This is a genomic window from Paenibacillus sp. 37 (assembly GCF_008386395.1).
GTDB lineage: Bacteria > Bacillota > Bacilli > Paenibacillales > Paenibacillaceae > Paenibacillus > Paenibacillus amylolyticus_B.
The window spans coordinates 773,722-800,554 of record NZ_CP043761.1 but is presented as its reverse complement, the minus strand read 5'-3'; the positions used below and the strand labels follow the sequence as shown (position 1 = coordinate 800,554).

The window sequence follows — 26,833 nt, the reverse complement described above, 5'->3', positions numbered from 1 at the left end:
GCGTTTTGTTGTAATGGCCTTGCTGTTATAGCTTTGTCTTTATCTCTGCCTGATCTGAAGTTTCAAAATTTCCTCCCGGATCTTCCTCATCCCTTCCTCAATTCGCTGCTTCGGCACATTGGAGATGTTCAAGCGCAGCATCTGATCCTGATGCACCTGATATGTTCTCTCCGGATAATACCGTTCTGTCGTATCAACGATGACTCCTCGCTTTTGAAGCCGGGACAGCAGAACACGAAGCGGCATATCACCCGCCAAAGGTAATACGGTATGCTCCCCTCCTGTTCGAGGAGCGTCCATAAACGGAGCAAAGTCTGGATATGAGTCCAGTTGCTCATGTACCTTTTGCATCCGGGCAGCATAGCGGTTACGAATCACTTTCCTGTGATGAGCGAACATTCCACTGTGGACATAGATCTCCAGAGCAGCTTGAGACAGAACGGAAGTGTCGATATCGAGCATTTTTTTGTAAGTCCCAAAAGATTGAATTAGTGGTGAGGGCAGAACAGCTACACCAATGCGCAAGCCTGGAAACAAAATTTTGGAGTAACTCTTCAGATAGATGACCCGACCTTCGGTATCATAGGACCATAGCGGGTCCTGTTTCGTATTGTCCTCCAGATCAGCCAGATAATCGTCCTCTATCAGATAGACATCGTACCGCTGTGCAAGCCGGATCAGTCTCTTCTTGTCAGCAACAGTCAACGATGTGCCAATCGGATTGTGAAAGCGCGGCATGACATAGAAAAACTTAATATCTTCCTCAGCGAACTGACGTTCAAGCGATGCCCAGTCCAGCCCATCCAGGGCACGTCTCACACCGGCAATCGGCACATTTAATCCACTCAGTAGCGAGGGCATATTGTGATAGGTCGGTAGTTCAAGCAATACTTTTCTCTTTCCATTGGGAAAAGGCATTAATGCAAGTACAGCCAGCGCCTGTTGCACACCTGATGTGATAAAGAACTGCTCTGTTCTCGCAAACACCTGATAATCCGCAAACTGCTTCTGCAACAGCAGAATTAGCGAAGGTAATCCCTGATCCGTGCCATACATGAATAACTCTGCCTGTTTCTTCTCCATCGCCTGATCCACACAATGACGAAAGTCTGCATAAGGGAACACCCTTGGATCGGGAGCAGCCGAAGCGAAGTCCAACGCCCCCTGCCAGTCCATGTCCTGAGCACCTGTCCCGTTCTGTACGGCATAATAACCGGATTGAGGTATGGCGTACACCAAATGACGTTGCTCCAGCCACTCATATGCACGAATTGCTGTACTTACACTGCATTGATATTGTTCTGCTACAACTCGAACTGCTGGCAGTCGAATGCCCTTATCTGCCCACTGGCGACGATCCTGCTGGTGCATCTGTTCCTGAATCCATTGCTTTAACGCTTCGGCAATCACTTCGTATTTTCTCACTGCACCCATCCCTCTCCCACAATTGTACCGTTACAGTTCATCCTTTTATCTATTGTAGCACGATGCACCTGGCAGTATATTGAATAAGGCCAGCACATGCCTTCGAACCTGACATTATTCAGGATATTGAAAAATAAAGAGCTATGACTACTGTATTGGAGGAGCATTCATGAACACAACACACACTCGGGGATACGCTTATATCGCAGCTATACTATACGCGGCTATTATAGGTCTATCTTTTCTATTTGTTAAAATGACCGTCACTGTTGCACATCCCATTGATGTGCTTGCCCATCGATTCGCTCTGTCGCTGATCGTTGTCAGCATTCCTGTCATTTTGGGTTGGATCAAGATCCGACTGAGCCTTCGTGATCTGTGGCGAATCATTCCACTGGGGCTGTTATCTCCCGTCTTATTTTTTGCCTTTCAAGCCTTTGGACTTGTCTCTTCCAACTCATCGGAAGCGGGTATTATTCAGGCCATGGCCCCTGTATTCACACTCGTTCTCGCTTCAGTCTTCCTGAAAGAACGCACATCCACGATGCAGAAGCTGTTCCTGCTACTGTCTGTCGCTGGAGTGGTCTTTATTTTCATAATGCAAGGAAGTGGCATGTCTATAGGTAACCTGAAGGGTATTGCATTATTGCTACTCTCCACGGTCTGTTTTGCAGGGTATGGCGTGCTTGCAAGACCATTAACCCAGAAGTATAAACCAATGGAATTAACCTGGGTCACACTGATGGTTGGCTGTATTGTATTTAACGCAGCTTCCCTGATCCGCCATGCGTCCAGCGGCTCCATGATGGATTACATCAAACCACTGGGAGATGCATCCTATCTGGGTGCACTCGCTTATCTGGCGATCCTCTCCACCATGATCTCCACCCTGCTTGCGAGCTATGCCCTGACCCATCTGGAGGCTTCCCAAATGAGTGTATTCAGCAATCTGTCCACGCTCATCTCTATTGTAGGAGGGGCATGGATTCTGCATGAACCAGTGGGTAGCTACCACTATATTGGTGCATTGTTGATTATCGCTGGTGTGCTTGGCACCAATATGAGCGGTCGCAAACATAGGCTGGTCAGTGGAATCAAAGCGTGATATAATTCTGGAAATTGTAAACATTTGTTATCCGCGATGATGAAGAGAAGTACATATGTCAGGATGCTACAGAGAGCCGGCGGCTGGTGGGAGTCGGTGCATCGGATATGTGGAAATGGGCTTCGGAGTTCCAAGTTGAACAAAGTCTGTATCCTTTCCTAGGAATACACACTTTCAGTAGGCGAGGCGGCATGTCCAGCCGTTATCCATGGACAGGATATCGATAGGCATGGAAGCTCATAAAAGAGCTCCCGGTAGATACCTCATCCGTATCCCTCAAGTGGGCCGCAACAGAGCGGCCAATGAAGGTGGGACCGCGAGGCACAAGCTTCGTCCTTTATTCTGTTCCCAACCGGGGAATGGGATAAAAGACGAAGCTTTTTTGATTTTTTTGCAGGCTGAAAGGAGGTGATGGTCGTGGAAGACGGCTGGTGGCGACAGCTCAACGTTGAAAAATCACAAAACCAAAGGAGAATAAACCATGAACAAAAACAAGGATATTATTTTGACAGGAGATCGGACTACCGGACAACTTCATCTCGGCCATTACGTAGGCAGCCTGCGCAGTCGGGTGCAATTGCAGGAAGAGTACAAAACCTATATTTTACTGGCAGATGTTCAGGCACTCACCACCCACTATGATCAACCTGGCCTGATTGCAGATAGTGTTCATCAAGTCACGCTTGATTACCTCGCCGTAGGCATTGATCCGAACAAAGCTACCCTGTTCATTCAATCCATGATTCCGGAAATTGCGGAATTGACTGTGATCTTCTCCATGTTTGTTACCGTCAATACACTCCGGCATAATCCGACCATCAAGAGCGAAGCACGTGATCGCGGATATACCGACCTGTACTACGGATTTCTCGGATATCCGGTCAGTCAGGCTGCTGATATTGCATTCTGTAAAGCCACCCTTGTTCCGGCAGGGGAAGATCAGATTCCTCACATTGAGACAGCACGAAAATTGGTTCGCCGGTTCAACGAGTTATACGCTCCCATTCTCCCCGAACCCCGCATTTTGACCGGAGAGCGGCTTGGGGGACTGGATGGCGTTGGTAAGATGAGCAAAAGCATGGGCAATGCGATCTCATTAAATGCAAGTCCTGAAGATGTAAAAGCCAAATTGATCAAGGCCAAGACTGATCCTGCCCGCATCCATCGTTCTGATCCAGGACACCCGGATATCTGCCCTGTTTTTGCCTATCATCAGCTTTTCCGCAAGGAGAACGCAGACGAAATACATGCCAGTTGCAGTCAGGGGCGGATTGGATGCAAAGATTGTAAACAGATCGCAGGTGAAGCCATCAATGATCTGCTTGCTCCTTTTCGCGAACGACGGAATTATTATGAACAGCGTGATGATCAAGTGAAAGAGATTCTTATCGAGGGTACCCGTGAGGCCAGGAAAGCGGCCCGGGAAACGATGTTAGAGGTAAGAGAAGCCATGGGTATTCGTTATTTCAACTGACGGTATGAAGCGCCCCAATCACGTTAACACTGCTGAGGACAGTCTATTGGGAAAAGGGGACCCCTCAGCATGAAACGAACACAGCCTTCTTTTTTACAAGCTATGATGTTGATCATGTTGTCCGTTGGCTTGATCAGCCATGTTCTGATTATTCCTGCCCTTTTGGCTGCGGCCAAAAGGGATTCTTGGATTTCCGTCCTGCTATCAGCCGGACCATTTCTGATATTTGCGCTAATGCTCGCCTATGTCTCTCGTTTCCTACAGCATCAAACCCTGCATGATTGGTTAACCTCCCGTCTCGGGAAGCCCATTGGCATGTTATTTCGAGTTGGTAACAGTCTCTTTTTTCTAAGCGTAATCTTTTTCACACTGCATGATACCACGGCTTGGGCTAAAACGAACTATCTGACCGAAACGCCCGTGTTGGTAACCAGTATTGCCCTGATGTCTCTCTGTGCCTACGCTGCGTATAAAGGTATTCGCTCGCTGGCCTTTACCGCAGGGTTAGTCCTGCCACTAGTTGTCTTGTTAGGTTTCTATGTTGCTATCGTAAATACCCAGTACAAGGACTACAGTCGTCTGTTGCCCGTTCTTGAACATGGATGGCATCCTATTCTTAATGGCATGGTCTACAGTCTTGCAGGCATGTTTGAACTGCTGTTCATCTGGTACATCCAGCCTCATCTCACCAAACGTATACGTGTATGGCAGTATCTGATGCTCGCACTCATTCTTGTAGGACTGACTGTCGGCCCACTCATTGGGGCGATTGTGGAATTCGATCCTTTTGAGGCTGCCAAAATGAGATATCCCGCCTTTGAAGAATGGCGAATTGCCTCTCTGGGCAAATACATTGCCCAGACCGACTTCTTTTCAATCTACCAATGGCTGGCAGGTGCATTCACCCGAATTAGTCTTGCCATGTATATTGTAGTTGAAATATGGAATATTAAGAGCTCTACCAAAAGGCTTATCAGTTGTATCTCGTTGGGTGTCTTCTTTATCCTGACCATGTTGTATCCTATGGATGATATGACCTTCGAAAAGCTTCTGGTCGAATACATATTTCCGTTCAATCTCGTGTATCTGAGCGGACTTGCGATTATCGCGACGACGGTTGCCTTTATCCATTCACGCCATCAGAGGAGGAAACATCATGGAGCATCAAGCGATTGACACCACGTCCCATGAAACACTGCTTGCCTCTTTGAAAGAGCAATTCAATCCATGTGCAGATGTCGTTATTCAGACCTTTCCTGTTAAAGACGAATCTGATCAGCCCGTAATTCTGCTTTATTGTGACGGTCTCGTCGACGGTAAACAAATTAACCAATTTATCATTCCCCGTCTGGAACAGCACTCCCTGATCATTGAGGAATCACATCCCAAAGAACTCGGCTTAACATTGAATCCGTTGGATGACCTCAAAGATACTAACAAGCTTAATATGTTGATATTTAGTGGACAACTATTGATCATTTTCGGTAATGGTGTACAGTCCTGCAGTGTAGATATTGCTGATATCCCGGGACGCAGTCCCGAAGAATCAGCCATTGAAACATCAGTTAAAGGCCCGCGCGATGGATTCACCGAAGAACTCACTACCAACGTGGCCCTTATACGCAAACGAATGAAAACATCTTCGATGTGTTATGAGAAATATGTCAAAGGCGGACGTACTCAAACTGCCATTGGACTTGTATATGTAAAAGATATTATTAATCCAGACATTCTAAAAGAAGCACGACACAATCTGGATCAGATTGAGATCGATGGCATTCTGGGAACCTCGATCATGGAGCGGGCTGTCATGGGAGGGGTTCGGAGCATCTTTCCGCTCACGGATAACACTGAACGTCCTGATTTTGTTGTCGATTCCCTGTTAAATGGACGGTTTGCCGTTCTTATTGAAGGCTCTCCTGTAGCGGTCATCGCGCCAACTACACTTTTCAATCAATTGAAATCTCCTGAAGACGAAAGTACACCCTTTTTCATCGTTACTTTCGAACGAATTTTGCGTATATCCGGACTGCTGATTGCCTGTTTCTTCCCAGCCTTCTATATCGGCCTGACCAGTTTCAATGTGGAACAGATCCCACTACCTCTCTTGGCTACAATTGCTGGTACTCGAATGGGCCTGCCCATGCCGGTGACGCTGGAAGCGTTCCTGATGATCTTTATGTTTGAGCTATTCAACGAAGCAGGGCGTAGATTACCACGTGCGTTGGGGCAAACGGTCAGCGTTGTTGGCGGGCTTATTATTGGGGATGCCGCTATTCGTGCAGGGATTACTTCTCCCACCATAATAGTCACGGTTGCGATCTCGGTCATCTCTAGTTATATTCTCGTGAATACTGTGCTAAGCGGGGCTACTGCCCATGTTCGGATCGGGATGTTACTCGTCTCTTCAATTCTTGGATTGTTCGGTTTTATGATCGGACTATTCGCCCTGTTGGTGCATCTCGTATCGTTGGAGTGTTATGGCGTATCCTATCTGTCACCTGTATCTCCTTACATTCCCGGAGACTTCACTCAGGCCGTATCCATGCCACCTTCCATGAAAAGAACCAAGCGCCCAGAAGCACTTCATACACAGGATTCTACCCGCCGGAGGAAACGTCCGTGAAACGATGGGTATCCATAAGCGGCCTTCTTATATGCTGCTTGATCCTGCTAACGGGGTGCTGGGATTCCAAAGAGGTGCAAAGTATAAACTTCATTACGGCGATAGGAATTGATTATGTAGACAACCGGTATATTGCGTATGCCCAACTGATTGACTTCTCCAGTATTGCAAAACAGGAAACACCAACTTCCCGGGAGACAAGGGATATCTGGATTGGACGGGGCGAAGGTACAACACTGAGTATGGCTATTAACGACTTGTATGAAACGTCACAGCAGCAAACGCTCTGGACTCATGTTAAAGCTATTGTTTTATCGAAAAATGCTCTCGACGGGAAGCTGGAGGATATATTTAACACGTTGCTGCATTCAGGTCAACTGAGATATACACCCTGGATTTACGCGACAGAACATAACATTCCGGACGTGCTCTCCCCTTCTGCGCTGCTGAACCAATCCGCCCAGACCATTGAGTTATTTGAGCCCATGAGGCTATACAAACAGCATTCCGGTTACGAACCAATCCGGCTCCATCAGCTTCTTGATGGACTACGGGAGCCAGCTTCCGTTGTTCTTTTACCCTCGGTTTCAACAAGGAACGAGACTTGGTTCAACGGGGATAAAACTCCCCCCCTTGTTAGAATGGATGGATTTTATGTTATTTCCAAAGGAACAAGTCAGGGTAGAGTTGCAGGAGCAGACGCGGACGGTACACGATACGTAAATTATGAGCGCGTACATCAGTACCCACTATACGTATATGGGAATGGTCGAAAGACTCCTGATTTAACCCTGATGCTTCGTGATCCCAAGACTAGAATCAAGGCAAGGAAACAAGGAGATGGCGTCACATTTGATCTGGTTACCTCGGTCAAAAGTTCCATCACCGAAGACCATGGAGCCCCGCGCACGCCTCAGGCCATGGAACAAGAAGCGGAGAAACAAATCGAATCCCAAATCCGAGATACGTTCGAAAAAACCAAGTCACGCATGATTGATTCATACGGTCTTGTGGAACACTTATATCGCCACAACCTTCCCTTATGGAAACAGGAAGTCTACAACCGGGCGGACCCACTCCAACGTTTTAAGCTTGGAAAAGTGGAGGTTCACGTGGATATCCTTAATGCGAGCACGTATAAATACAGCGAATAAATGAAGAAAAAGAAGCCCCGTGCCTGCATTGGATGCAAGGTTACGGGGCTTCTTACCATCTCCAACTGCTGTCGATTGGGGAAGTTATCCTAATGGATACGCCATGACACTCATCAAAGCCAATTCAGGCTGGGTCGTATCCAAACGACTGTACTGGACGATAACGGGGATATTGCTGGAAACCGTAATCGCATAAGGCACGCCCGGCGGAATAGACTGCTCCCCGGATCGTAGCGATGCAGTGCGAATATGCTTCGTCCTTCTCGCTGGCACTTCAGCGACCATACCTTCGAGTGGTTCTCTGTCTTCAAAGTAAATCGTGATGTGCAGCTCCGCATCCGTGGCACTGGTGTTCAGTACACAGATGCTCTCATGACTCTCCAATGTGCCCCGGCTCTCCGGGGGAATGTAACCATCCGGAATGACCCAGTAGGTGTGACCTGTAGCTACTGAAACGTTCTTACGGGCAGATGTGCCTGATTCTGTCTGGTCAGGTGTCATTGAAATACATCCTCCTTTTTTGCGATTGCAATATAGGTTAAAAATCTGGTGGGCTCGCACGACAGTCGCTTCGGCGGGCGGATCGGGCTGTGGGCCGCTGTTGGCTCGGGATTTCTATTCAATTCCCCCCTCAGCAGGGGAAATCCCGCTCCAAAGGCGGACGCTTCGCTCCCTCTACCCGATTCCGCCCTCCTCCGCTGCTACGCTCGCCGGACTGATTTAAAAGATTATTGCCTTCGCTCTTTCGCTGGGCAACTTTTGCTGGCTCGTTACTTCGTTTAACTCGCTTTGCATAAATACGGACGAACAGGACTTAAAATCCTGCGGGAACTTATCCACTAGTGCAATAGAATTAGAACCTTTACAACTGTGATGATTACTCGCCTACCGCAGATACATCTGCAGCGGTTGCAATTGCAACTCGCGGATGGCTTCTGCCACCTGCTGGGCAAGGCGGCGGGCACCGCGTTCCTGAAAATGCGTGTTATCCTCCACGCCTGAGGGGAAGTTCACATACTCGCCTGGCAGCACCCACATAAAGTCGTCCTTGGTGCCTTCAACGCCCGCCTGTTCGAACAGAAGACGGCTGCGCTCAGCCAGATCAATCAGCGGAACACCTTCCTCTTCTGCAAGCTCACGAACGGCGATGATATAATCGCCATGTGTATCATTCAATGTGCCATCATCCGCAAAATAGCGACGATGCACGGGGGTTATGAGCACCGGACGAGCCTTGGCTTCACGGGCAGCATCGATATACTTTTTCAGATATTCCTTATATGTTGTGAATGGGTCGGTCCCACGTTCAGGGTCCGGCTTCTCATCGTTATGTCCAAATTGAATAAACAGAAAATCTTCGGGCTTAATTAGCTCCAGAATGGCCCTGAGCCTGCCTTCATTCATAAAGCTGCGGGAACTGCGCCCTGACTGGGCGTGATTATCTACTGCCACATCATGTTTGAACTGTGCTGGAAATAACTGGCCCCAACCGCAATACGGATATCCACTTTCCGGCTGATCTGTTACGGTTGAATCCCCGGCAAGAAATACGGTCATGGTCTGATTCGCAAGAGTAATCTCCAAAGCATTAATTCTCGGTGCAGGACCGGAGAATGACAGACGAAGTCTGCCGCCGCGAACAACGACCGAGAATCGCATCTCTGCAAATTGCCCGGGAAGTGTACGAATGGTTGGCAGTACAAGCCTGCCCTCACCAGCTTTCACACGGGTCACTGTCTCAGCCAATTCATCACCTGCAACAAGTAAAACTTGATAGGTTCCATCGGGAACATCCACGATGAAGGATGCTTTAAGTGGAATACAGAAGCCCGAACGCAATCGGGCAGACATGGTTGTCTGCCCCGGATGGTTATGATGTTGTTTCGTGGGATCCGACACATCGTCATCACTAATGCGTTGTTTCTCATACACCAGAGATCCTGCTTCGAATCCGTATCCTCCGCGTTCCTCATATGCGGTTGTTGCAGTTACTTTCAGATAATCCCCTGTCTCATCTGCTCTTCCCGAGTCCGGTCCAAAGTTAAACTTCCAGCTGGTCACGGAAACTGCCTGGCCCTCTGCCGCTGCCTCCATGGCAACGGCCTGACTACCTTGAGCTTTATTCAAAAGCGATACCCTCCTTGGTTAACTTTCGTAAACGTTCATTCGGGCGAAGATACGAAGATACAGTAATCTGGCTTATCCTTTCAATCCGCTGGTGCTCATCCCTTGAACAATTTGTTTTTGGAAGATGAAGAACACAGCTACAACCGGAACCAGACTGACGATGGACATCGCGAACATTGCGCCCCAGTTGGAAGCAGATTCGCTATCCAGGAACATTTTCAGCGCCATCGACACGGTGTATTTATCAGGCGAGTTCAGGTACAATACCGGACCGAGCAGATCCTCCCATCTCCAATAGAAGGAGAAGATGGCTGCAGTCGCCAGAGAAGACTTGATCAGCGGCATAATAATCTGAATATACAGTCTGAACTTGTTACACCCATCGATGGTTGCAGCCTCATCCAGCTCCTTCGGAATCGTTCGAATGAACTGTACCATCAGGAAGATGAAAAATGGCATTCCGAAAAATGTAGGTACAACGATTGGCAAGATAGTGTTCAGCCAGCCGAGCTTCGTGAAAATGATGTACTGAGGAACCAATACCACATCATGTGGCAGCATCAGCGTCAACATCATTAAGGAGAACCAGAACGTGCGTCCCTTGAAGTTAAGTCTGGCAAAACCAAAAGCGATCAGCGATGACGATATTACGGCACCGATCGTGGAAATAACCACGATTACAAGTGAGTTGGTGATGTAATCCATAAACGGTCTTCCAGCTGTGCCTTTCCAGCCATCCACATAGTTGCTCCAGATCCACTCCGCAGGAAACAGGGTATCCGCTGTGACAAAAATCGTACGGCTTTCCTTGAATGAACTAAATAGCATCCATAGGACGGGATAGAGCATCAGGAGGGCAAGAGCTGCAACGAACAGGTGATAAATGGGCCATTTTACATTTCTCCAAACCATCGTTACTTCCCTCCTTCAGATTCGTAGAACACCCAGTACTTGGATGTCAGGAACACAGCTACCGTGAGTATACCGATCATGATTAGCATGATCCAGGCCATTGCCGAAGCATAACCCATGTTGTTAAACATAAACGCCTGACGGAACAGATACAGGGAGTACAGCATCGTACCGTCCATTGGACCACCTTCGCCTTTGGAGATAATATAGGCAGGTACAAACGTCATGAATGCACCAATCGTCTGCATAATCATATTGAACAGGACGATCGGGCTAAGTAGTGGCAAGGTGATGCTGAAAAATTTCCGTATAGGGTTCGCGCCATCCACACCTGCTGCCTCGTACATCTCAGTAGGGATATTTTTGAGACCAGCCAGGAAGATCAGCATGGACGAACCAAACTGCCACACAGACAGTGAGATGAGCATAACCAAGGATGCATTCGGGTCACCAAACCAGCTTATAGGCCCAATCCCGATTGCCGTTAGAGCACTGTTGATAACACCCTCATTACTGAAGAGGTTACGCCACATAATGGATACGGCCACACTACCACCGATAATGGATGGCAGGTAATACAACGTCCGGTACGTTCCAATCATACGAGAGCCAGTGTTCAGGACCATCGCTACGAAGAGGGCAAAGATCAATCTTAACGGTACCCCAATGAATACATACAGAAACGTCACTTTAACCGAATTCCAATATTTCGGGTCATCAAAAAACATTTTGGTGTAGTTATCAAGCCCAATCCACCGTGGAGAAGTGAACAAATTATAACTCGTGAACGACATATATAAGGACACAAACATGGGGATGAGTGTGAAGCCCAGGAATCCAATAATAAACGGGCTTATGAACGCATATCCAGTTAAGTTTCTACGTAACGACGAATACTGCCTCAATGGAACGAACCTCCTTCATGGATCAGCTTGCTCCCTCATCCTGGCTTCGGTCATCTGGACGGGGAAAGGCCCTCGCATTTGCGAGTAGCCCCATTCCCGACCATCCCTGAAGTAGGATGAGCAAGCCATCATTCAACTGTTATTTATTGTTCGCAAGAACAGATTCGGCGTTCTTGCGGAATGTCTCTGCTGCTTGTTCAGGTGTAATTTTGCCAAAGTTCAACTCTTCAACCACATCTGCTAGGGAAGAGATTACTTCAGGTGAACCAACCGGTGGCGGAGAACTCATTGGTGAAGCCTTAGGCTCCATGGCTGCTACGAATTCAAAGACTTGTTTCGTGGCGTCACTCAGCTCAGGTGCGATAGCTTCTTTGATTGCTCCGGAGATTGGTACACCACGCTCACCTTTGATCAGTTTGTTGGCTTCCACGTCATTCACCCAGAAATCAATGAATTTAGCCGCTTCTTCCTTCACTTTGGAGTTGGACGTTACACCCCAATACATACTTGGTTGCATATATAGTCCTTTTTCCATATCCGGTCCTGGCATTGGGGCGATTTCGAGCGGACGGTTCGCTACCTGTTGCAAGGCTACGAACTGGTTGGACCACTGCCATACGCCAATTCCTTTTTCCTTCACGAGATCCGATTCCTCAATAATGCCTTTGGTTTGGTTGGCTACATCCGGTGTAGGTGCTGCGCCCTGTTCAATCATGCGGCGCATAAGTCCGAAGAATTCAACAAACAATTGGTCATCATCATAACCAAGACCTGTGCCTTCCGCATTGTATAGCGACAACCCTTTGGTACGTAGGAAGTAATGGAAGAAAATATCCGGAGCTACGCCTCCATCCAGATACAGACCTTTATCTGCGGCTTGTTTACCGAGTGCTTCGTACGACTCCCAAGTCATATTGTCAGGAATTGCATCTGCGCCTGCTTTTTTAAGCAATGCCGGATCATATTGGAAGCCCAGAACGTTAACACCGGCAGGTACACCGTATTGTTTACCGTTAATTACACCTGTGCTGATAACATTCTCGGACACATCGTCCACTTTGATCTGGTTGCCAAGATAAGGCGCTAGATCCTCAAGCTGACCATTCTGTGCATATTGACTGATGTAGGAAATATCCATCTGAACGATGTCAGGCAACTGATTTGCCGCTGCTTGTGGTGCGAGCTTTTTCCAGTAGTCATCAAATGAAGCATATTCCACGTCGATTTTGACATTCGGGTTTTTCGATTTATACAGGTCGATGACCTTCTGTGTATATTCATGCCTTGCATCCGAGCCCCACCAAGCGATCCGCAGGGTAACTGAGTCATCTCCAGATGCTCCTTCAGTTCCTCCACCTGAGCTACATGCCGCTGTAAACACGAGCAAAGCAGCCATCATCAGGAATATTGCCTTTTTCACCATGCCAATCTCCCCTTTTATGTTGATATGGTTGTGTGAACGAGTTATCCTTTTATTTCTGATAACGCTTTCACAAACTTGTTAATGTCATTTTCGCAAATGTACGACCATAGTTGAATACACAAAACCGTCTAGTTGGTTCAAAAAACAGAGGAGGACAACAGCCTCCTCTCGTCGCTGTTCGTCCTCCTCAGACATGAATTACATGATTGGTAGTCCATTGTTATATGCCGATCCTACGGAATTCCGTAGGTGTCATCCCAGTCCACTTTTTGAACACCTGACTGAAATATTGTGAATTCCCGCCGAATCCGAACAATTCAGCAAGCTCAAATACTTTCACATCCCCGCCTCTGCGAATATGGTCACATGCGCGTTCAATGCGCAGACGATTCACGTAGTTGGAAAAATTCTCGCCTGTGACTTTTTTGAAAATCTTACCCAAATAATCCGGATTCATATACAACATTTGATGAGCAACTCCATTGAGTGAGAGATCCGCCTCTCCATAATGACGATCCACGATATCCATCATCTTCTCCACGGCTGAAGACTGGCGGCTGATATGGTTTTTGTAATAACCGGAAGTTAATCGGGCTGTACTGCTTGCAACAAAAGATTTCAAACCGGATAACGTATCGATATGAGGCAATTCTGCCATACGCTGGGTGAATTCCGTTGCCTCCTCAGGTGGACAAACATGAACCATCGCCGAGTAGAGCTGCACTACATAAGAGCGAGTCACCTCGATTTCCAGCTGCTGACGTGATAGTAGATCAAACAGACGCTCCACCTCTACCGCTGTTTCCTCGGTATTTCCCGATTTGATCAACTGACACAGTTGCTCGGCATCCTGTTCTACATGCAATCCGTCGCATTCTCCCGCCAATACCAGATCATTCTTCGTAATCAGCTTGCCTTCACCGATAAAGAAGCGATGGTTCAGATACTGCAACGCCTCACGAAACAACCGCCGGGACTGAATCATTCGATCTGCTTCACTCAGCGCAGCGGTCACTTCCAATTTATATAGTCTGGTAAATGCAGCCCGAACCTCTTCAATACTTTCTTTCAGTCCAGCCGGATCAGCTGAATCCGCGAGCAGAATGAGGAGTTTACCTTCAATGGTTGTGCTTAACAGGACATGTGGGAGCAGGTCACTGGCAATGTTTTTGATCGCAAATAAGTGGCTGTAATCATGTTCATCTACAATTCGGAACAACAGTAACCGAACTGCGTTCTCTTCAAGCTCCAGATCAAACAGCTCCTGATAATACTCCAGATCAACCGGCCCATAGGTGCGGTTGGTCATGAACTCCAGCAGAAATTGCTCCTTCACATGTGGAAGGACTCGCTGCAATCGCTGTTTCATCTCCCCTGCAACATTCTCCTTCACCTGGGCATCCTGATGTTCCTGCAACAGTTCAGTTAATGCATCATGGATCTGATTCTCGTTACAGGGCTTGAGCAAATAATGCTTCACACCATATTGCATCGCTCTGCGGGCATACTCGAACTCCTTATAGCCGGATAACATAATGAAACGTACACCCGGGTATGCTTCAGATGCCTTCTCTATGAGTCCGAGACCATCCAGACCCGGCATGGAAATATCCGTAATGATAATATCGGGCCTCGACTGTCCGATTTTATCCAATGCTTCGATCCCGTTCCTCGCCGTATCCACCAATTCCGTACCTGCCGCGGCCCAATCGACCACTTGGGAAATCCCCTCCAGAATGACACGTTCATCATCTACGAGCATCACTTTGTACATCGTCATCGTCCTCTCTGATCCAAGGTATGCTGATCGATACTACAGTTCCTGATCCGGGCTTGCTGCTCATCACCATTCCACCTTCATCGCCGAAGGTCAGTCTGATTCGTTCCTGGATGTTAGATAACCCAATGCCCTGTCCTCTTGTCTGAATACGTCCTTCGTGTAGTTGTTCCAGGAATTCCGGTGTCATCCCCGGACCGTCGTCCTCGACTTCAATAATCACCTTATCTCCATCTGCTCTCGCCCGAATACGGATCCGGCAAGGGTCAATGCTTGGTTCAAGTGCATAATGTATGGCGTTTTCCACCAAAGGCTGTAATGTTAACTTCGGTATCCGCGCCGTTCCTACCTCTGGGGCAATTTCCATGTCGAAATCCAGTCTTTCCTCAAAACGAGTGCGCTGAATCGTCACGTAACTGCGGACAATGTCCAGCTCTCTTTCCAGCGTAATCCACTTCTCGGACATATTCACAGAGCTACGCAGCAGGAATCCGAGAGCCTCAACCATTTCCGAGATCTGTCGTTGCTTCTGTACTTTAGCCAGCCAGTTAATCGATTCCAGCGTGTTGTAGAGAAAATGTGGATTAATCTGAGCCTGAAGCGCTTTCAATTCAGTCTCACGAATCACCAGTTGCTTGGCATAATTCTCATCAATCAATTCACGTATCCGTTGAAGCATCATCTTGAATGTGCGATGCAGCAGCCCAACCTCATTCTGTGGAGATATCGGAACATTTCCGAGAGCAGCCTCCTCCAGCTTATCCAGATCGCCTTTTTCGATATTACGCATCTTCTTGATCAACTGCGCAATCGGATGGGTAATACTGCGAGAGAATCTCGCTCCAATGATAAGCGCCGCCAGAAAAATCATGATGAAAATCACCGTGACCAACTGTTTGACAAACTGGATCTGTTTAAACATCTGGTCAAACGGGGTTGTGTACAAATAGGTCCAATCCGTATAGGAAGAATGAGCACGAGCTACAAAGTGTCTCCCTTGCTCTAACATGGCAATCCCATAGGGCTGGGTGCGCTTCAGTTCAGACTCAATCTCAGCTTCACTGACCGACGATTCTGTTGGATAGATCACTTCTTTTCCATCCGTAATGAGTAATTGGGAGTCCTCAGCCGGTTCTTGCATCTGGTCCTGTACAATTCGGTCCAGCCGTACGCGGATGATCAGTGTGCCGAGGTCTTCCAATGTAAATGCTCCCCCAATAAAGGATTTCACCTGCCGGACCGACAAGAGTCGGGACTGTTTATCCCCACTGGTATGCCAGGCATTGGAGCCCGAGTATTGCTGTCCCAGTGCAACCAGTTCTTTTTGCTTCGACTCCGAAATTCCCTCCCGATTGCCTGCGGCCATGACGTTATTATCATTATCGATAAATAGCATGGAATAGACGTACTTCTCAGAACCCGCATAAGCAACCAATCGATTGGTAATTTTCTTGCGCAGACCATTTCTCTCATATCCCGTCTCGGCCTTTTCAAGTTGAAGCAAATATTGTTGGAGCGGCTCGTCTGACATCACCTTGAAGGAGAGATTGGAAACTTCACGTAGTTGATTCTCAATACCTACCGAGGACATATTGAGGACCTGCGATGATTTCTCATAGATCTGACGGTCATAGATACTGAACACATATCGGAGTACGGACGCATAAAACGTAAAGCTGATCAACATCAAAAGTCCGATGAGAAGAATCGTTTTGTGATGAATCGGCAGTGTTGTGAAAGCGTTCTTAATTTTGTTCATCCTAAGCGCTCCTTTGGCTTGCGAGGGGTGCCTGTCATCCTATGCATTAGTGGTTTTATTGTAAGTTATTTTCATATTTACACATCCGTTGGTCATCTGACAAGATATATTTATGCAACATTTTAGGTCATTAGAGAAGGTATACATCTGTGTCAGCAACTCAAAAAGAACACAAAACAGCCAGAATACCTTGAACAGATCAAGGTATTCTGGCTGTTGAATAACATCAGGTTAAAGCATGAAATACAATTTACGGATTAACAAAAACAGTTTTCAGCTTCGCTACATATTGCACATCAAAGCCAAGACCTTCAGCCACCATGGCAAGTGGTACATATGTTTTGGACTCTTTGCCTACCTTATTCAGGAATGCAGGTGTATCCACAGTAACCGATGCTCCATTTACCTTCACAGCATTGGCACCAATCTTCACAGCAACCTTTCGGTCTCCATATGTAATGGTTGCGGTTGAAGTTTTGTTATCCCACACTGTAGTAGCACCGACCGCATTCACGATGTCTTGGATCGCCACAAAGTTTTTGCCGTTACGGATAATCGGTTTGTACGGTGTATTCAATGTTTTGCCACTCACAATAATGTTCATCGGCTCACCTGTCGCAGGTGCAGTCAGCTTGGTGTAGTCGCCCCAGATCGTTTTGGAAAATACTTCGGCAATGGCCGCATATCCAAATTGGTTCGGGTGGAAATCACGATCTTTGATCATATGTGTCATCGTGCCTTCACCACCAACAAACTCCTTGGCCACGTGTGCGACTTTGACATCAGTACCCTGAGCAGTGAATTGTGCTGCAATGCCATCAATGGTCTGTGTGAAACCTTGGGATGCCTCCATCAGTTTGGCATAGATTGCCTTGCCTGCTACTTCCGGCATCGGTTGATACTGGTCGGCGATGACAATTGTAGCCGTCGGATTAATTTCATGGATATCATTAATCGTTGCACTAACATTGGCTGTATATGTTGCGAGTAATTCTTTTACCTTCGCTTGCAGATCCTGATCACTCAGTTTGTCTGCTGTACCGAGAAGCTCAGATACATCATTTCCCCCAATGGTAATTGCAACCAGATTGGCCTGTGCTACGCTCTCACGGATTGCAGCAGTATTGGCTCCGATCTGTCCCGCTCTTGGATCAGGAAGAGTTGGTTGAATGGCTTCTGAAGTCAGCGTTTTTCCATCCTTAATTGCAGTAGTAAAGTTTTTCAGGCCACTGGTTTTCAATCCGGCGATCCCGTAGTTGTCCACCTGTGTACGTCCATGCAGCAAACCTTGCTCATGCAAACGTTCTACATAACCATAAGACAATTCTTTTGTGTTGGGCTCATAACCTACCGTTATGGAATCTCCCAATGTGACGATGCGGAACTCCTTGGTTACAGCTACTGCATCTTTCTTCGCTGTCAGCGAAGTCTCATTTGTGCCCGCTGGCAATACACCGGTTTTGGTGTCAGCCGCGTGTGCAGGCAATGCAGAAGATGTGAAGAGCAACATTCCTGCCAACATGCTTACCGTTAAACCGGCAGCTGTATTTTCCCATATACGTTTACGCTTCATTCAGGTAACACTCCTTCTCGCAAATCTATAATAATTTACACTAATATAGTGTACATCGGTCATTCCAATGACATAGGTTCGTGTTACTCTATTCTATCATTTTAAAGTAGGCGTTGTCCTCTCTGCTGAGAACACACATGAAATAACAGACCCCCTAAAGGGGAGCCTGTTACTGGTTAAGCTCAGCTATGACGTTCACTGATTAGTTAAGATTGCGGCTTATTCGAGTCCTCAGAATTTGAATGACCCTTGTCGCTCTCCGGTTTGTTCCCGGCAGCTCGCTCCAGATATCGATCATAACGATCATCCACTTCACGTGCCATCTTCCGGTACTTTAACGTTTCCTCGACAATTGGATCACGTTCTGTCTGGATTCGCACTTCATACTTGGGAGGAATCAGCTGGCGTTCACGCTGATCGGTGTCGCCGGACTCTTCCATGTCCCCTTCCGTCAGCATATCACTGAGCCGTCGTTCCAGTTCTTTGGATTCATCCATTGTTCTCGCTCCTTTAATTAAAGTCATACATGCGTTAAATATTGCTATTGTACTTTCACTTCGTATACAGAATCATCTTCCGATCGCTGTTATCCCCAGATTTCTTTGATTCCCTTTTCCAAGGAAGAAATCAGGTGATAAAGGCGAGCACTTCGTTTCTTCAAATGCTTTCTGTCCCCTCCGTTAATGTACAATTACAGGTTATTAAAGCATCAATGAGTTGAACTAACTCACTCCAACCCGGTAGCCTTCGCTTCCTTCAGCACATCCGTCAGTGCATCATGGATTTTGCCATTGCTGGCAACGACATGATTCACAGACAGTTGGTAAGGCGTTCCGATGGTATCGGTCACCTTGCCGCCGGATTCTTCAACCAGCAGCGCACCTGCGGCAATATCCCACGGTTTCAATCCAACTTCGGTGTAGGCGCTGAGGCGTCCTGCGGCAACATATGCCAGATGAAGAGCGGCAGATCCGCCTGCACGCAAGTTACGGACTTGCGGAGCAAGCGCCTGCACAGCTGCCATGTTCAGTGGCAACGCAAAGGTTGTGTCTGCCGGGAATCCAACCGCAATCAGGCTCTGAGCCAGTTCTTGTTCACCAGATACAAGCATCCGGTTTCCGTGAACATATGCCCCTTTCCCTTTTTCCGCAACAAACATTTCATCACGGGAAGGGTCGTAGATCACGCCAACAATGACTTCACCATTGTGAGCCAATGCGATGGACACCGAATAAAACGGGAATCCGTGTACAAAGTTCGTCGTTCCGTCCACAGGATCAACAATCCACAGGAACTCTTCTTCCTCGGCCTCTTTCAGTGCTTTTGCCGAAGCTTCCGGTCCCGGTTCTACGCCTTCTTCACCCAGAATGGCATGGTGGGGAAAATGCGTAAGAATCAGGCGGCGGATCATCTGTTCCGCTCCTTTATCCACTTCGGTCACCAGATCTTGGGGTGAATATTTGGTGCCAAGTTCAGCTACCGTCCCAAGACGGCTTTTGATCCATTCGCCAGCTTTGGAAGCTGCATTAATGGCAACGGCAGTATAGCTTTTGCTTGTCACGACATAAGGTGTCTTTTCCTTCTCATTCAAAGCGTTCACTCTACTTTCTATATCAATCTACGAAAAGTTGAAATACTTGTTAAAAGTATACGCCCCACAGGTCGTAAAGTTTCTCGTTGCCCAGGCCCCTTTTGGCACTACGGATGAATGATGACGGTAGACTCGTCCACCCACTCCACACCCTCTTCATGATAGAATGCCAGCTTCTGCATCAGTTGCACAAGAGCCTCATCCTTGCGTTTAGCCTCAATCATCACGTCAAGTCTTGGGGTGTCTGCTGCGATATGACGCAAGAAATCGAGCACAGGCTCTACCTCCACACCATCGGCATGACCTCGCAGATCCTTCTCACTCTTTGGACTGGAGACATGGATTTTGGGTGGCAATGGCTGATCAGCCGGTGAATCTGCCTGGGCAAGCGGTGACTGCCAGGTCTTTAGAATATCAGGCCACAGATCCCATGCCTGTTCTCCTTCGTTGTTCACCCAATGGTGATGGATATCCAGTACCATGGGCAATCCCAAGCGCTGGCACACGGCAAGTGTCTCAGGCGCATTGAACGTTTTGTCATCATTTTCGAGTGTGAGCCGCTCCTGAATGTCCCGATCCAGCTTCAAAAAGTTTTCTTCAAAACGAAGCGCCGCTGAAGGCTTGTCCCCGTATGCACCACCAATATGTATATTGTTCTTGGCAGTGGCATTCAGCCCCATGGCATCCAGCATCCGAACATGATGACGAAGGTCGCGAATCGAGTTGCGCAGAACTTGCTCGCGGGGGGTACTAAGTACGGTAAAATGATCTGGATGAAAGGACACACGCATATGATTTTCCTTCACAAAATCACCAATGGCCGCAAAGTCCTGCTTCAGTGCCGGGAACGGGTCCCAGTCATTCAGATCCTCGTGTGTTGCCAGTGGAATCAATTTGGAAGAGAAGCGATATACATGAATATGGCTGCCCTTGTTGTGCCTGAGCAAACGTAATGTATTGTGCAGGTTCTCAGCTGCAATCCGTTCGAGCTTGCGGATCGCTGCTTCCCTGTCACCGATTTTGTTAAAACTCGACATGGTCATGGTCCGGGAAGGCGAGGCATTCTCTATAAGCACGGACATGGCCACGTAACCAAAGCGTACGAGCATGAATCTCTTCCTCTCTATTAGGGCGGAGAACCCGCACGGCATTCAGCCGTCAGGATGTACCGTCACTGTATATAACCAAGTTTTACCCTAAAAGAGTGACCATAATCGTATTCTGGCAAATCCGTCCTTCCGACCCGCACTTACAGTCAACAACTATTCCTGTGCTTGCTCTCCAAAGAACATCTCATCCGCAAGGGCAGTCTGAATGCGTGATTCTTCCTCAGTCAATTTGCGGATGAGTTGCATCTCCACCTCAGTTACCTCTTGCCCCTGGAAGTTGATCTCCGCAATGGAAACCACGATCTTGACGATGGCTACAGCCACGTTATCCGGTGTGTATGCAATCACTTTCTGGCCGGTAGGAAATACCCGGAAGCCCTGTTTGACCATTTTGCCGCGTCCGTATTCAAGCAGTTCGAACAGCTCCTGCTCATTCTTGAACTTGCATACGGAATTGAATTCAGTCTGAAATCCCATGCATATCCCTCCTGATCTTGTGGTCGCAGGCTACGCCTGTACGCCGTTCTCGTAATTCAGTGCCTGCTTACGGTTGTAACGCTCCAGTGCCAGCTCAATCATGCGATCCAGCAGTTCGGCATACGATACACCTGTCTCACGCCAAAGAAGTGGATACATGCTGTACGGTGTGAAACCAGGCATGGTGTTGACTTCATTAATAAGCAAAGCGCCGTCATTTTTCCGAATGAAGAAGTCCGCACGTGAAATACCGTTACCTTCAATCGCACGGAACGCCTGCAAAGCTGCCTCGCGAATGCGATCTGCGGCCTCTGGGTCCAGTGGAGCTGGAATCAGCATCTGTGATTGACCATCAATATACTTGGCTGCATAGTCATAATACTCACCGGAGGATACGATCTCACCTGGAACGGAAGCCATGGGCTCGTCATTACCGAGGACACTGACTTCAACCTCGCGTGCTTCAACGAACTCCTCAATGACAACCTTCGTATCATACCGAAGTGCGAACTCAACAGCTGTCTTCAGTTCATCGCGGTTACGTGCTTTGGAGATGCCTACACTGGAGCCCAGATTGGCCGGTTTGATAAAACAAGGATACCCCAGCTGATCTTCGACCTGTACGATCATTTCGTGCTCAGTCTGCTTCCATTGTGTCGCGTTAAAATACGTAAAGGCACATTGGTCAATGCCAGCCTGTGCAAACAGCTTTTTCATGACCACTTTGTCCATGCCGCCAGCCGAAGCGAGTACACCCGCACCTACATATGGCATATCCGCCATCTCGAACATGCCCTGAATGGTGCCATCCTCTCCAAACGTACCATGCAGCAGAGGGAACATCACGTCCAGCGCTTCTGCTCCGCCATACAAACGACCAAACAGGGCATTCAGCGCATCCTGCGTTCCACCCGCCGATTGCTCCAGCTTCAGATCTTCAATCTGCGCGAACGGCGCATGCATGACAGGTCCTTTTTTCCATGTCCCCTGCTTGGAGATATAAAAAGGAACCAGTTCATACTTTTCATAATCAAATGCGTTTGTTACAGCAAACGCCGTTTGCAGCGACACCTCATGCTCGCCCGATTTTCCGCCGTACACGACGCCTACTTTTAATTTATCCATACTCATGTGTACCCTCCGATTATCTGTGCCTGATGCTGTCATGTTTGCATGCTCAGCACCCTTGTTATTCTGCTTGCGTTATCTGATCTTATTTTACACGGAACTGAATGTCTGCGTCACCGCATCCCGAAAATCTTTCGTCATCAAAACTCATCTGCAATATGAAAAAGCCGGTATACCGTCCGCTCCGTCCAAGCGTAAGAATCCCGGTAATCCCAAAATCGGTGACGGCTGCTAACCGTATGTGCGTTAACAAGCGGCATACCGCCCGCATCAAACGCGGTCACAACGGTGCTGTGCTGAAATCGTCCATCTCCATCCCAATCGTAGAGAATAACATCGCCGAGCATCAGCTGCTCAGGACGCTCCACTTCTGTCGCGGTCAGACCCCAGCTGCTGCCTGACAAATAACGCTCCAGACTGTTGGAAACTGCCCAACTGTAACTCCACATTTCGGAGCCGTTCACATACCCTTTATACCACCAGCCGGCTTCTCTTCTACCAGTATAGTGGATGGGTGCGCCCCCTGCAAAGAGACATTGGGACACGTAATTGGTACAATCCACATCAAATTCCTCAAATGCCGGATTGCCCGCATTCCACCACCGATCTGCATAGGCAACTGCCAGATCTCTGCGATATGACTGTTGCCGTGAGCTTCTTCCTTGACCCAACACTTCCCGATTCAGCAGCGGCCGATTCATCGCCTGTACAAAATCAGCTTGTTGAAACGGACGTCCTTCCCCAGCAGGGCGACGCTCCGGCACTTCTCGCTCAACCCGTCCAATGATCCATCCACCACTCTGCCTCAGAAAGGTTAACCGCTCCCGCTCAATCCGGTCCTCCCGGTGGGTGATCCCGCTCTTCTCGTAGAACAGTCTGCTGTACAATTGTACATCCACCACCGCTTCTTCCTGACCATCCATAAGCGTGCGCACAAGCTTGGCGCTGGTCTCGCTGCGAAGAGGCACGGCGCGGCGCTTACGATACCATTCGTCCAGCCTTGCCATACGCTCTCCCCGTTCCACCACAAAGTCAGGATCGGTAACGATCCGTTCGCTGGTCTGTGGACGGTAGTCGATCTCACAGCGATTGTACTGGTTCACGTAAGTATATAAGGCACTCTTCCATTCCCGTTCCAAGCCTATGTCCCCCTTTGGCATGAGTTCTGTCTGGAATATTTCATTGCGTATATAAACTCCTACTATTCATATGAAAGGGTCTTCGGTTGTATGTACACGGCTCAGGAGGGAGATTCGAAATTCGGCAAATACAGGTACACAAGATATCTTATTCCTGCTCGCTTCACGAAAACGCCTTCATCGCTCCAAAAGCTTGCTTGATCAGGCAAAAAGACCTTTACGTACGGAGGTGAAAACGGTATACTTAAAACTAAAGTTATGATTATGAAATTACGTTTCATCTGATGAAACTAACGAACAAGAACACGGAACGATGAAGGCCTGTTCTTCACCTAAATGAACGTTTTCTTCATCTCACCGACACATCCCAAGGAGGTACATGTATGTCAGCAAAGAATCATTTCTCCGCCGCTCGCAGTCTTGAGGTTGGAGGCAAGTCTTACCGCTACTACAGTCTCGATGCTCTTCAGGAAAACGGCCACGGCGATCTTTCCAGGCTTCCTTTCTCCATTAAAGTGTTGCTTGAAGCAGCAATTCGTCAATTCGACGGACGTGCTATCACCGAAGAACACGTAAAACAACTGACCGGCTGGGCAGATGGCCGTGACAATAACAAGGAAATTCCATTCATCCCTGCACGTATCGTTCTGCAGGATTTCACCGGTGTACCGGTTGTCGTTGACCTCGCTGCAATGCGTGATACTGTGAAAAAAGCAGGCGGCGATCCAAAACAGATCAACCCGCTCGTACCCGTCGATCTTGTTATCGACCACTCCGTTATGGTTGATGCTTTTGGTACCAACGATGCACTTGATTACAATATCAAAGTTGAGTTTGAGCGTAATGAAGAGCGTTACCGCTTCTTGCGTTGGGCGCAAACGGCATTCAACAACTTCCGTGCCGTTCCACCATCCACAGGGATCGTTCACCAGGTTAACCTGGAGTATCTGGCTTCCGTGGCAGCAACCAAAACCGTGGACGGCGAAACCGTTGTATTCCCGGATTCCCTCGTAGGTACAGACTCCCACACCACCATGATCAACGGACTTGGCGTTGTTGGTTGGGGTGTTGGTGGTATTGAGGCCGAAGCAGGTATGCTGGGCCAACCGCTTTATTTTGTAACACCGGACGTTATCGGTTTCAAACTGACAGGCAGCCTGAGCGAAGGCGCAACAGCAACGGATCTTGCACTCACCGTTACCCAATTGCTTCGTAAAAAAGGTGTTGTTGGTAAATTCGTAGAATTCTACGGACCAGGTCTTGCCAACATCGGTCTGGCTGACCGTGCAACAGTAGCCAACATGGCACCAGAATATGGCGCAACAATCGGTTTCTTCCCTGTTGATAGTGAAACGTTGAACTATCTGCGTAACACTGGCCGTCCTGACGAGCAGGTAGAATTGGTTGAAGCTTATTACAAAGCTCAAGGCATGTTCCGTACTTCAAGCACCGTTGATCCTGAATTCACAGATGTGATTGAACTGGATCTCGGCTCTGTTGTACCAAGTCTTGCCGGACCAAAACGTCCACAGGATCGCATCGAGCTGACACAAATGAAAGAAAGCTTCAACAGCATCATTCGCACACCTGTAGATAAAGGCGGCTACGGTCTGAGCGATGAGAAAATCGAACAATCCGTACCTGTGAAGCATCCGGACGGTTCCAACAGTGAACTGAAGGCAGGCGCTGTTGTGATCGCGGCGATCACAAGTTGTACGAACACTTCGAATCCAAGTGTTATGGTTGGAGCGGGACTACTGGCGAAAAAAGCAGTTGAACGCGGCCTGACCAAACCAGGATATGTGAAAAGCAGTCTGACACCAGGTTCCCTTGTGGTTACCGAGTACCTGGAAAAAGCAGGTCTGATCACGTATCTCGACAAACTCGGATTCAACGTTGCCGGCTACGGTTGTGCAACGTGCATCGGTAACTCCGGCCCACTGCCGGACGAAGTGAGCGAAGCTATTGCTGAGAACGATATGACCGTAGCGGCTGTATTGTCCGGTAACCGTAACTTTGAAGGCCGTGTGCATGCACAGGTTAAAGCCAACTACCTGGCATCACCACCACTCGTTGTGGCGTATGCACTTGCGGGTACCGTGAATATTGACTTTGAAACCGATCCAATCGGTTATGATACGAACAATGAGCCTGTGTTCCTGAAAGACCTCTGGCCTACTTCCGAGGAAATCAAGGATACCATCGCAAGTTCCCTGAACGCTCAGATGTTCCGCAACAAGTACGAGAATGTATTTACAGCCAATGAGCGTTGGAATTCAATTTCTGTACCGGAAGGTGAATTGTACGAGTGGGATCCGAACTCCACATACATTCAGAATCCTCCGTTCTTCCAAGAGCTTGGCGACAAGTTGAACGATATCGCAGATATCCGTTCTGCACGTGTTATGGCATTGCTTGCGGATTCCGTAACAACGGATCACATCTCGCCAGCAGGTAATATTGCACCATCCAGCCCAGCTGGACTGTACCTGAAAGAACATGGCGTAGAGCGCAAAGACTTCAACTCGTACGGTTCACGCCGTGGTAACCATGAAGTCATGATGCGTGGTACGTTTGCTAACATTCGTATTCGTAACCAGGTGGCTCCGGGTACTGAGGGCGGCATTACGAAGTACCTGCCAACAGACGAAGAAATGTCCATCTACGATGCTTCCATGAAGTATCAGGATGAAGGACAGAACCTGATCGTTATCGCTGGTAAAGAGTATGGTACAGGAAGCTCCCGTGACTGGGCGGCAAAAGGAACATTCCTGCTCGGCGTCAAAGCCGTTATCGCAGAAAGCTTCGAGCGGATTCACCGTAGTAACCTGGTCGGCATGGGCGTAATGCCATTGCAATTCCAGGAAGGTCACGGCTGGTCCAGCCTTGGTCTGAACGGACGTGAAACGTACGACATTACTGGCCTCAGCAATGACGTGAAGCCAGGACAAGAGTTGAAAGTTACCGTAACTCGTGAAGACGGTACACAGTTCGAATTCCCTGTCATCGCTCGTTTGGACAGCATGGTTGACGTGGATTACTACCATAACGGCGGTATCCTGCAAACCGTATTGCGTCAAATGATGAAAAAAGCTTAATGATATAAATCATTAATGCGATGAAGTTATA

21 protein-coding genes and 1 other annotated feature are annotated in these 26,833 nt (G+C 48.1%); of the genes, 6 read left to right on the top strand and 15 right to left on the bottom strand.

Annotated features, from left to right (window positions below; all coding sequences use genetic code 11):
• Window positions 1-39: 39 nt before the first annotated feature.
• Entirely contained in the window at window positions 40-1,434 is a 1,395-nt protein-coding gene (locus F0220_RS03730) for an aminotransferase-like domain-containing protein (RefSeq protein ID WP_105602352.1), read from the bottom strand.
• A 160-nt stretch (window positions 1,435-1,594) separates the two neighbouring features.
• Between F0220_RS03730 and F0220_RS03725 the strand changes: the two genes are divergently transcribed.
• From F0220_RS03725 to F0220_RS03705, 5 genes are all read left to right on the top strand, one after another.
• The gene (locus F0220_RS03725) at window positions 1,595-2,530 is read left to right on the top strand and encodes a DMT family transporter (protein WP_105602354.1); all 936 of its coding nucleotides are present in this window, start codon (window positions 1,595-1,597) and stop codon (window positions 2,528-2,530) included.
• Between the two features lie 27 nt (window positions 2,531-2,557).
• Window positions 2,558-2,871: a binding site (T-box leader), on the top strand.
• A 140-nt stretch (window positions 2,872-3,011) separates the two neighbouring features.
• Window positions 3,012-4,004, top strand: coding sequence for a tryptophan--tRNA ligase (gene trpS / locus F0220_RS03720; protein ID WP_105602357.1), 993 nt, complete (start codon window positions 3,012-3,014; stop codon window positions 4,002-4,004).
• 69 nt (window positions 4,005-4,073) lie between these two features.
• Window positions 4,074-5,180: a GerAB/ArcD/ProY family transporter gene (locus tag F0220_RS03715; protein ID WP_100526774.1), complete on the top strand. Its 1,107-nt coding sequence runs from the start codon at window positions 4,074-4,076 to the stop codon at window positions 5,178-5,180.
• Window positions 5,161-6,630 carry a spore germination protein gene (locus F0220_RS03710; protein ID WP_105602359.1) on the top strand — a complete coding sequence of 490 codons (1,470 nt, stop codon included), beginning with the start codon at window positions 5,161-5,163 and terminating at the stop codon, window positions 6,628-6,630. The genes F0220_RS03715 and F0220_RS03710 overlap by 20 nt, the downstream gene beginning before the upstream one ends.
• Window positions 6,627-7,784 (top strand): Ger(x)C family spore germination protein, encoded by a 1,158-nt coding sequence (locus tag F0220_RS03705; protein ID WP_181155616.1) that lies wholly within the window; start codon window positions 6,627-6,629, stop codon window positions 7,782-7,784. Before F0220_RS03710 ends, F0220_RS03705 begins: the two co-directional genes overlap by 4 nt.
• 84 nt (window positions 7,785-7,868) lie before the next feature.
• On the opposite strand, the gene F0220_RS03700 is transcribed toward F0220_RS03705, so the two are convergent.
• From F0220_RS03700 to F0220_RS03635, 14 genes are all read right to left on the bottom strand, one after another.
• Complete coding sequence (locus F0220_RS03700; RefSeq protein WP_105602362.1) at window positions 7,869-8,285, bottom strand: sensory rhodopsin transducer; 417 nt, start codon at window positions 8,283-8,285, stop codon at window positions 7,869-7,871.
• A 384-nt stretch (window positions 8,286-8,669) separates the two neighbouring features.
• Window positions 8,670-9,878, bottom strand: a complete 1,209-nt coding sequence (locus F0220_RS03695; RefSeq protein ID WP_105602423.1) for a rhamnogalacturonan acetylesterase — start codon at window positions 9,876-9,878, stop codon at window positions 8,670-8,672.
• Between the two features lie 105 nt (window positions 9,879-9,983).
• Window positions 9,984-10,823 (bottom strand): carbohydrate ABC transporter permease, encoded by an 840-nt coding sequence (locus F0220_RS03690; RefSeq protein ID WP_017690747.1) that lies wholly within the window; start codon window positions 10,821-10,823, stop codon window positions 9,984-9,986.
• Between the two features lie 2 nt (window positions 10,824-10,825).
• Window positions 10,826-11,728, bottom strand: coding sequence for a carbohydrate ABC transporter permease (locus tag F0220_RS03685; protein ID WP_047841423.1), 903 nt, complete (start codon window positions 11,726-11,728; stop codon window positions 10,826-10,828).
• A gap of 139 nt (window positions 11,729-11,867) precedes the next feature.
• On the bottom strand, window positions 11,868-13,151 hold the full coding sequence (locus tag F0220_RS03680; protein ID WP_091018718.1) for an ABC transporter substrate-binding protein: 1,284 nt from the start codon (window positions 13,149-13,151) through the stop codon (window positions 11,868-11,870).
• Between the two features lie 220 nt (window positions 13,152-13,371).
• Window positions 13,372-14,925 (bottom strand): response regulator transcription factor, encoded by a 1,554-nt coding sequence (locus F0220_RS03675; protein ID WP_105602364.1) that lies wholly within the window; start codon window positions 14,923-14,925, stop codon window positions 13,372-13,374.
• Window positions 14,900-16,687: a sensor histidine kinase gene (locus F0220_RS03670; protein WP_091018722.1), complete on the bottom strand. Its 1,788-nt coding sequence runs from the start codon at window positions 16,685-16,687 to the stop codon at window positions 14,900-14,902. The genes F0220_RS03675 and F0220_RS03670 overlap by 26 nt, the downstream gene beginning before the upstream one ends.
• 250 nt (window positions 16,688-16,937) lie before the next feature.
• Entirely contained in the window at window positions 16,938-18,260 is a 1,323-nt protein-coding gene (locus tag F0220_RS03665) for a stalk domain-containing protein (protein ID WP_105602365.1), read from the bottom strand.
• 206 nt (window positions 18,261-18,466) lie between these two features.
• Window positions 18,467-18,757, bottom strand: coding sequence for a hypothetical protein (locus tag F0220_RS03660; RefSeq protein WP_091018724.1), 291 nt, complete (start codon window positions 18,755-18,757; stop codon window positions 18,467-18,469).
• Between the two features lie 230 nt (window positions 18,758-18,987).
• Window positions 18,988-19,851 (bottom strand): inositol monophosphatase family protein, encoded by an 864-nt coding sequence (locus F0220_RS03655; protein WP_197997992.1) that lies wholly within the window; start codon window positions 19,849-19,851, stop codon window positions 18,988-18,990.
• A 107-nt stretch (window positions 19,852-19,958) separates the two neighbouring features.
• Window positions 19,959-20,960, bottom strand: coding sequence for a UV DNA damage repair endonuclease UvsE (gene uvsE, locus F0220_RS03650; RefSeq protein ID WP_105602367.1), 1,002 nt, complete (start codon window positions 20,958-20,960; stop codon window positions 19,959-19,961).
• Between the two features lie 153 nt (window positions 20,961-21,113).
• Window positions 21,114-21,437 carry a hypothetical protein gene (locus tag F0220_RS03645; RefSeq protein ID WP_036614107.1) on the bottom strand — a complete coding sequence of 108 codons (324 nt, stop codon included), beginning with the start codon at window positions 21,435-21,437 and terminating at the stop codon, window positions 21,114-21,116.
• 30 nt (window positions 21,438-21,467) lie between these two features.
• On the bottom strand, window positions 21,468-22,568 hold the full coding sequence (locus tag F0220_RS03640; RefSeq protein WP_036614110.1) for a D-alanine--D-alanine ligase: 1,101 nt from the start codon (window positions 22,566-22,568) through the stop codon (window positions 21,468-21,470).
• A gap of 137 nt (window positions 22,569-22,705) precedes the next feature.
• Window positions 22,706-23,725 carry an amidase domain-containing protein gene (locus tag F0220_RS03635; protein WP_197997991.1) on the bottom strand — a complete coding sequence of 340 codons (1,020 nt, stop codon included), beginning with the start codon at window positions 23,723-23,725 and terminating at the stop codon, window positions 22,706-22,708.
• Between the two features lie 362 nt (window positions 23,726-24,087).
• Here F0220_RS03635 and acnA point away from each other — a divergent pair, with 362 nt between their 5' ends.
• Window positions 24,088-26,802, top strand: a complete 2,715-nt coding sequence (acnA, locus tag F0220_RS03630) for an aconitate hydratase AcnA (RefSeq protein WP_036614112.1) — start codon at window positions 24,088-24,090, stop codon at window positions 26,800-26,802.
• Window positions 26,803-26,833: the final 31 nt, after the last annotated feature.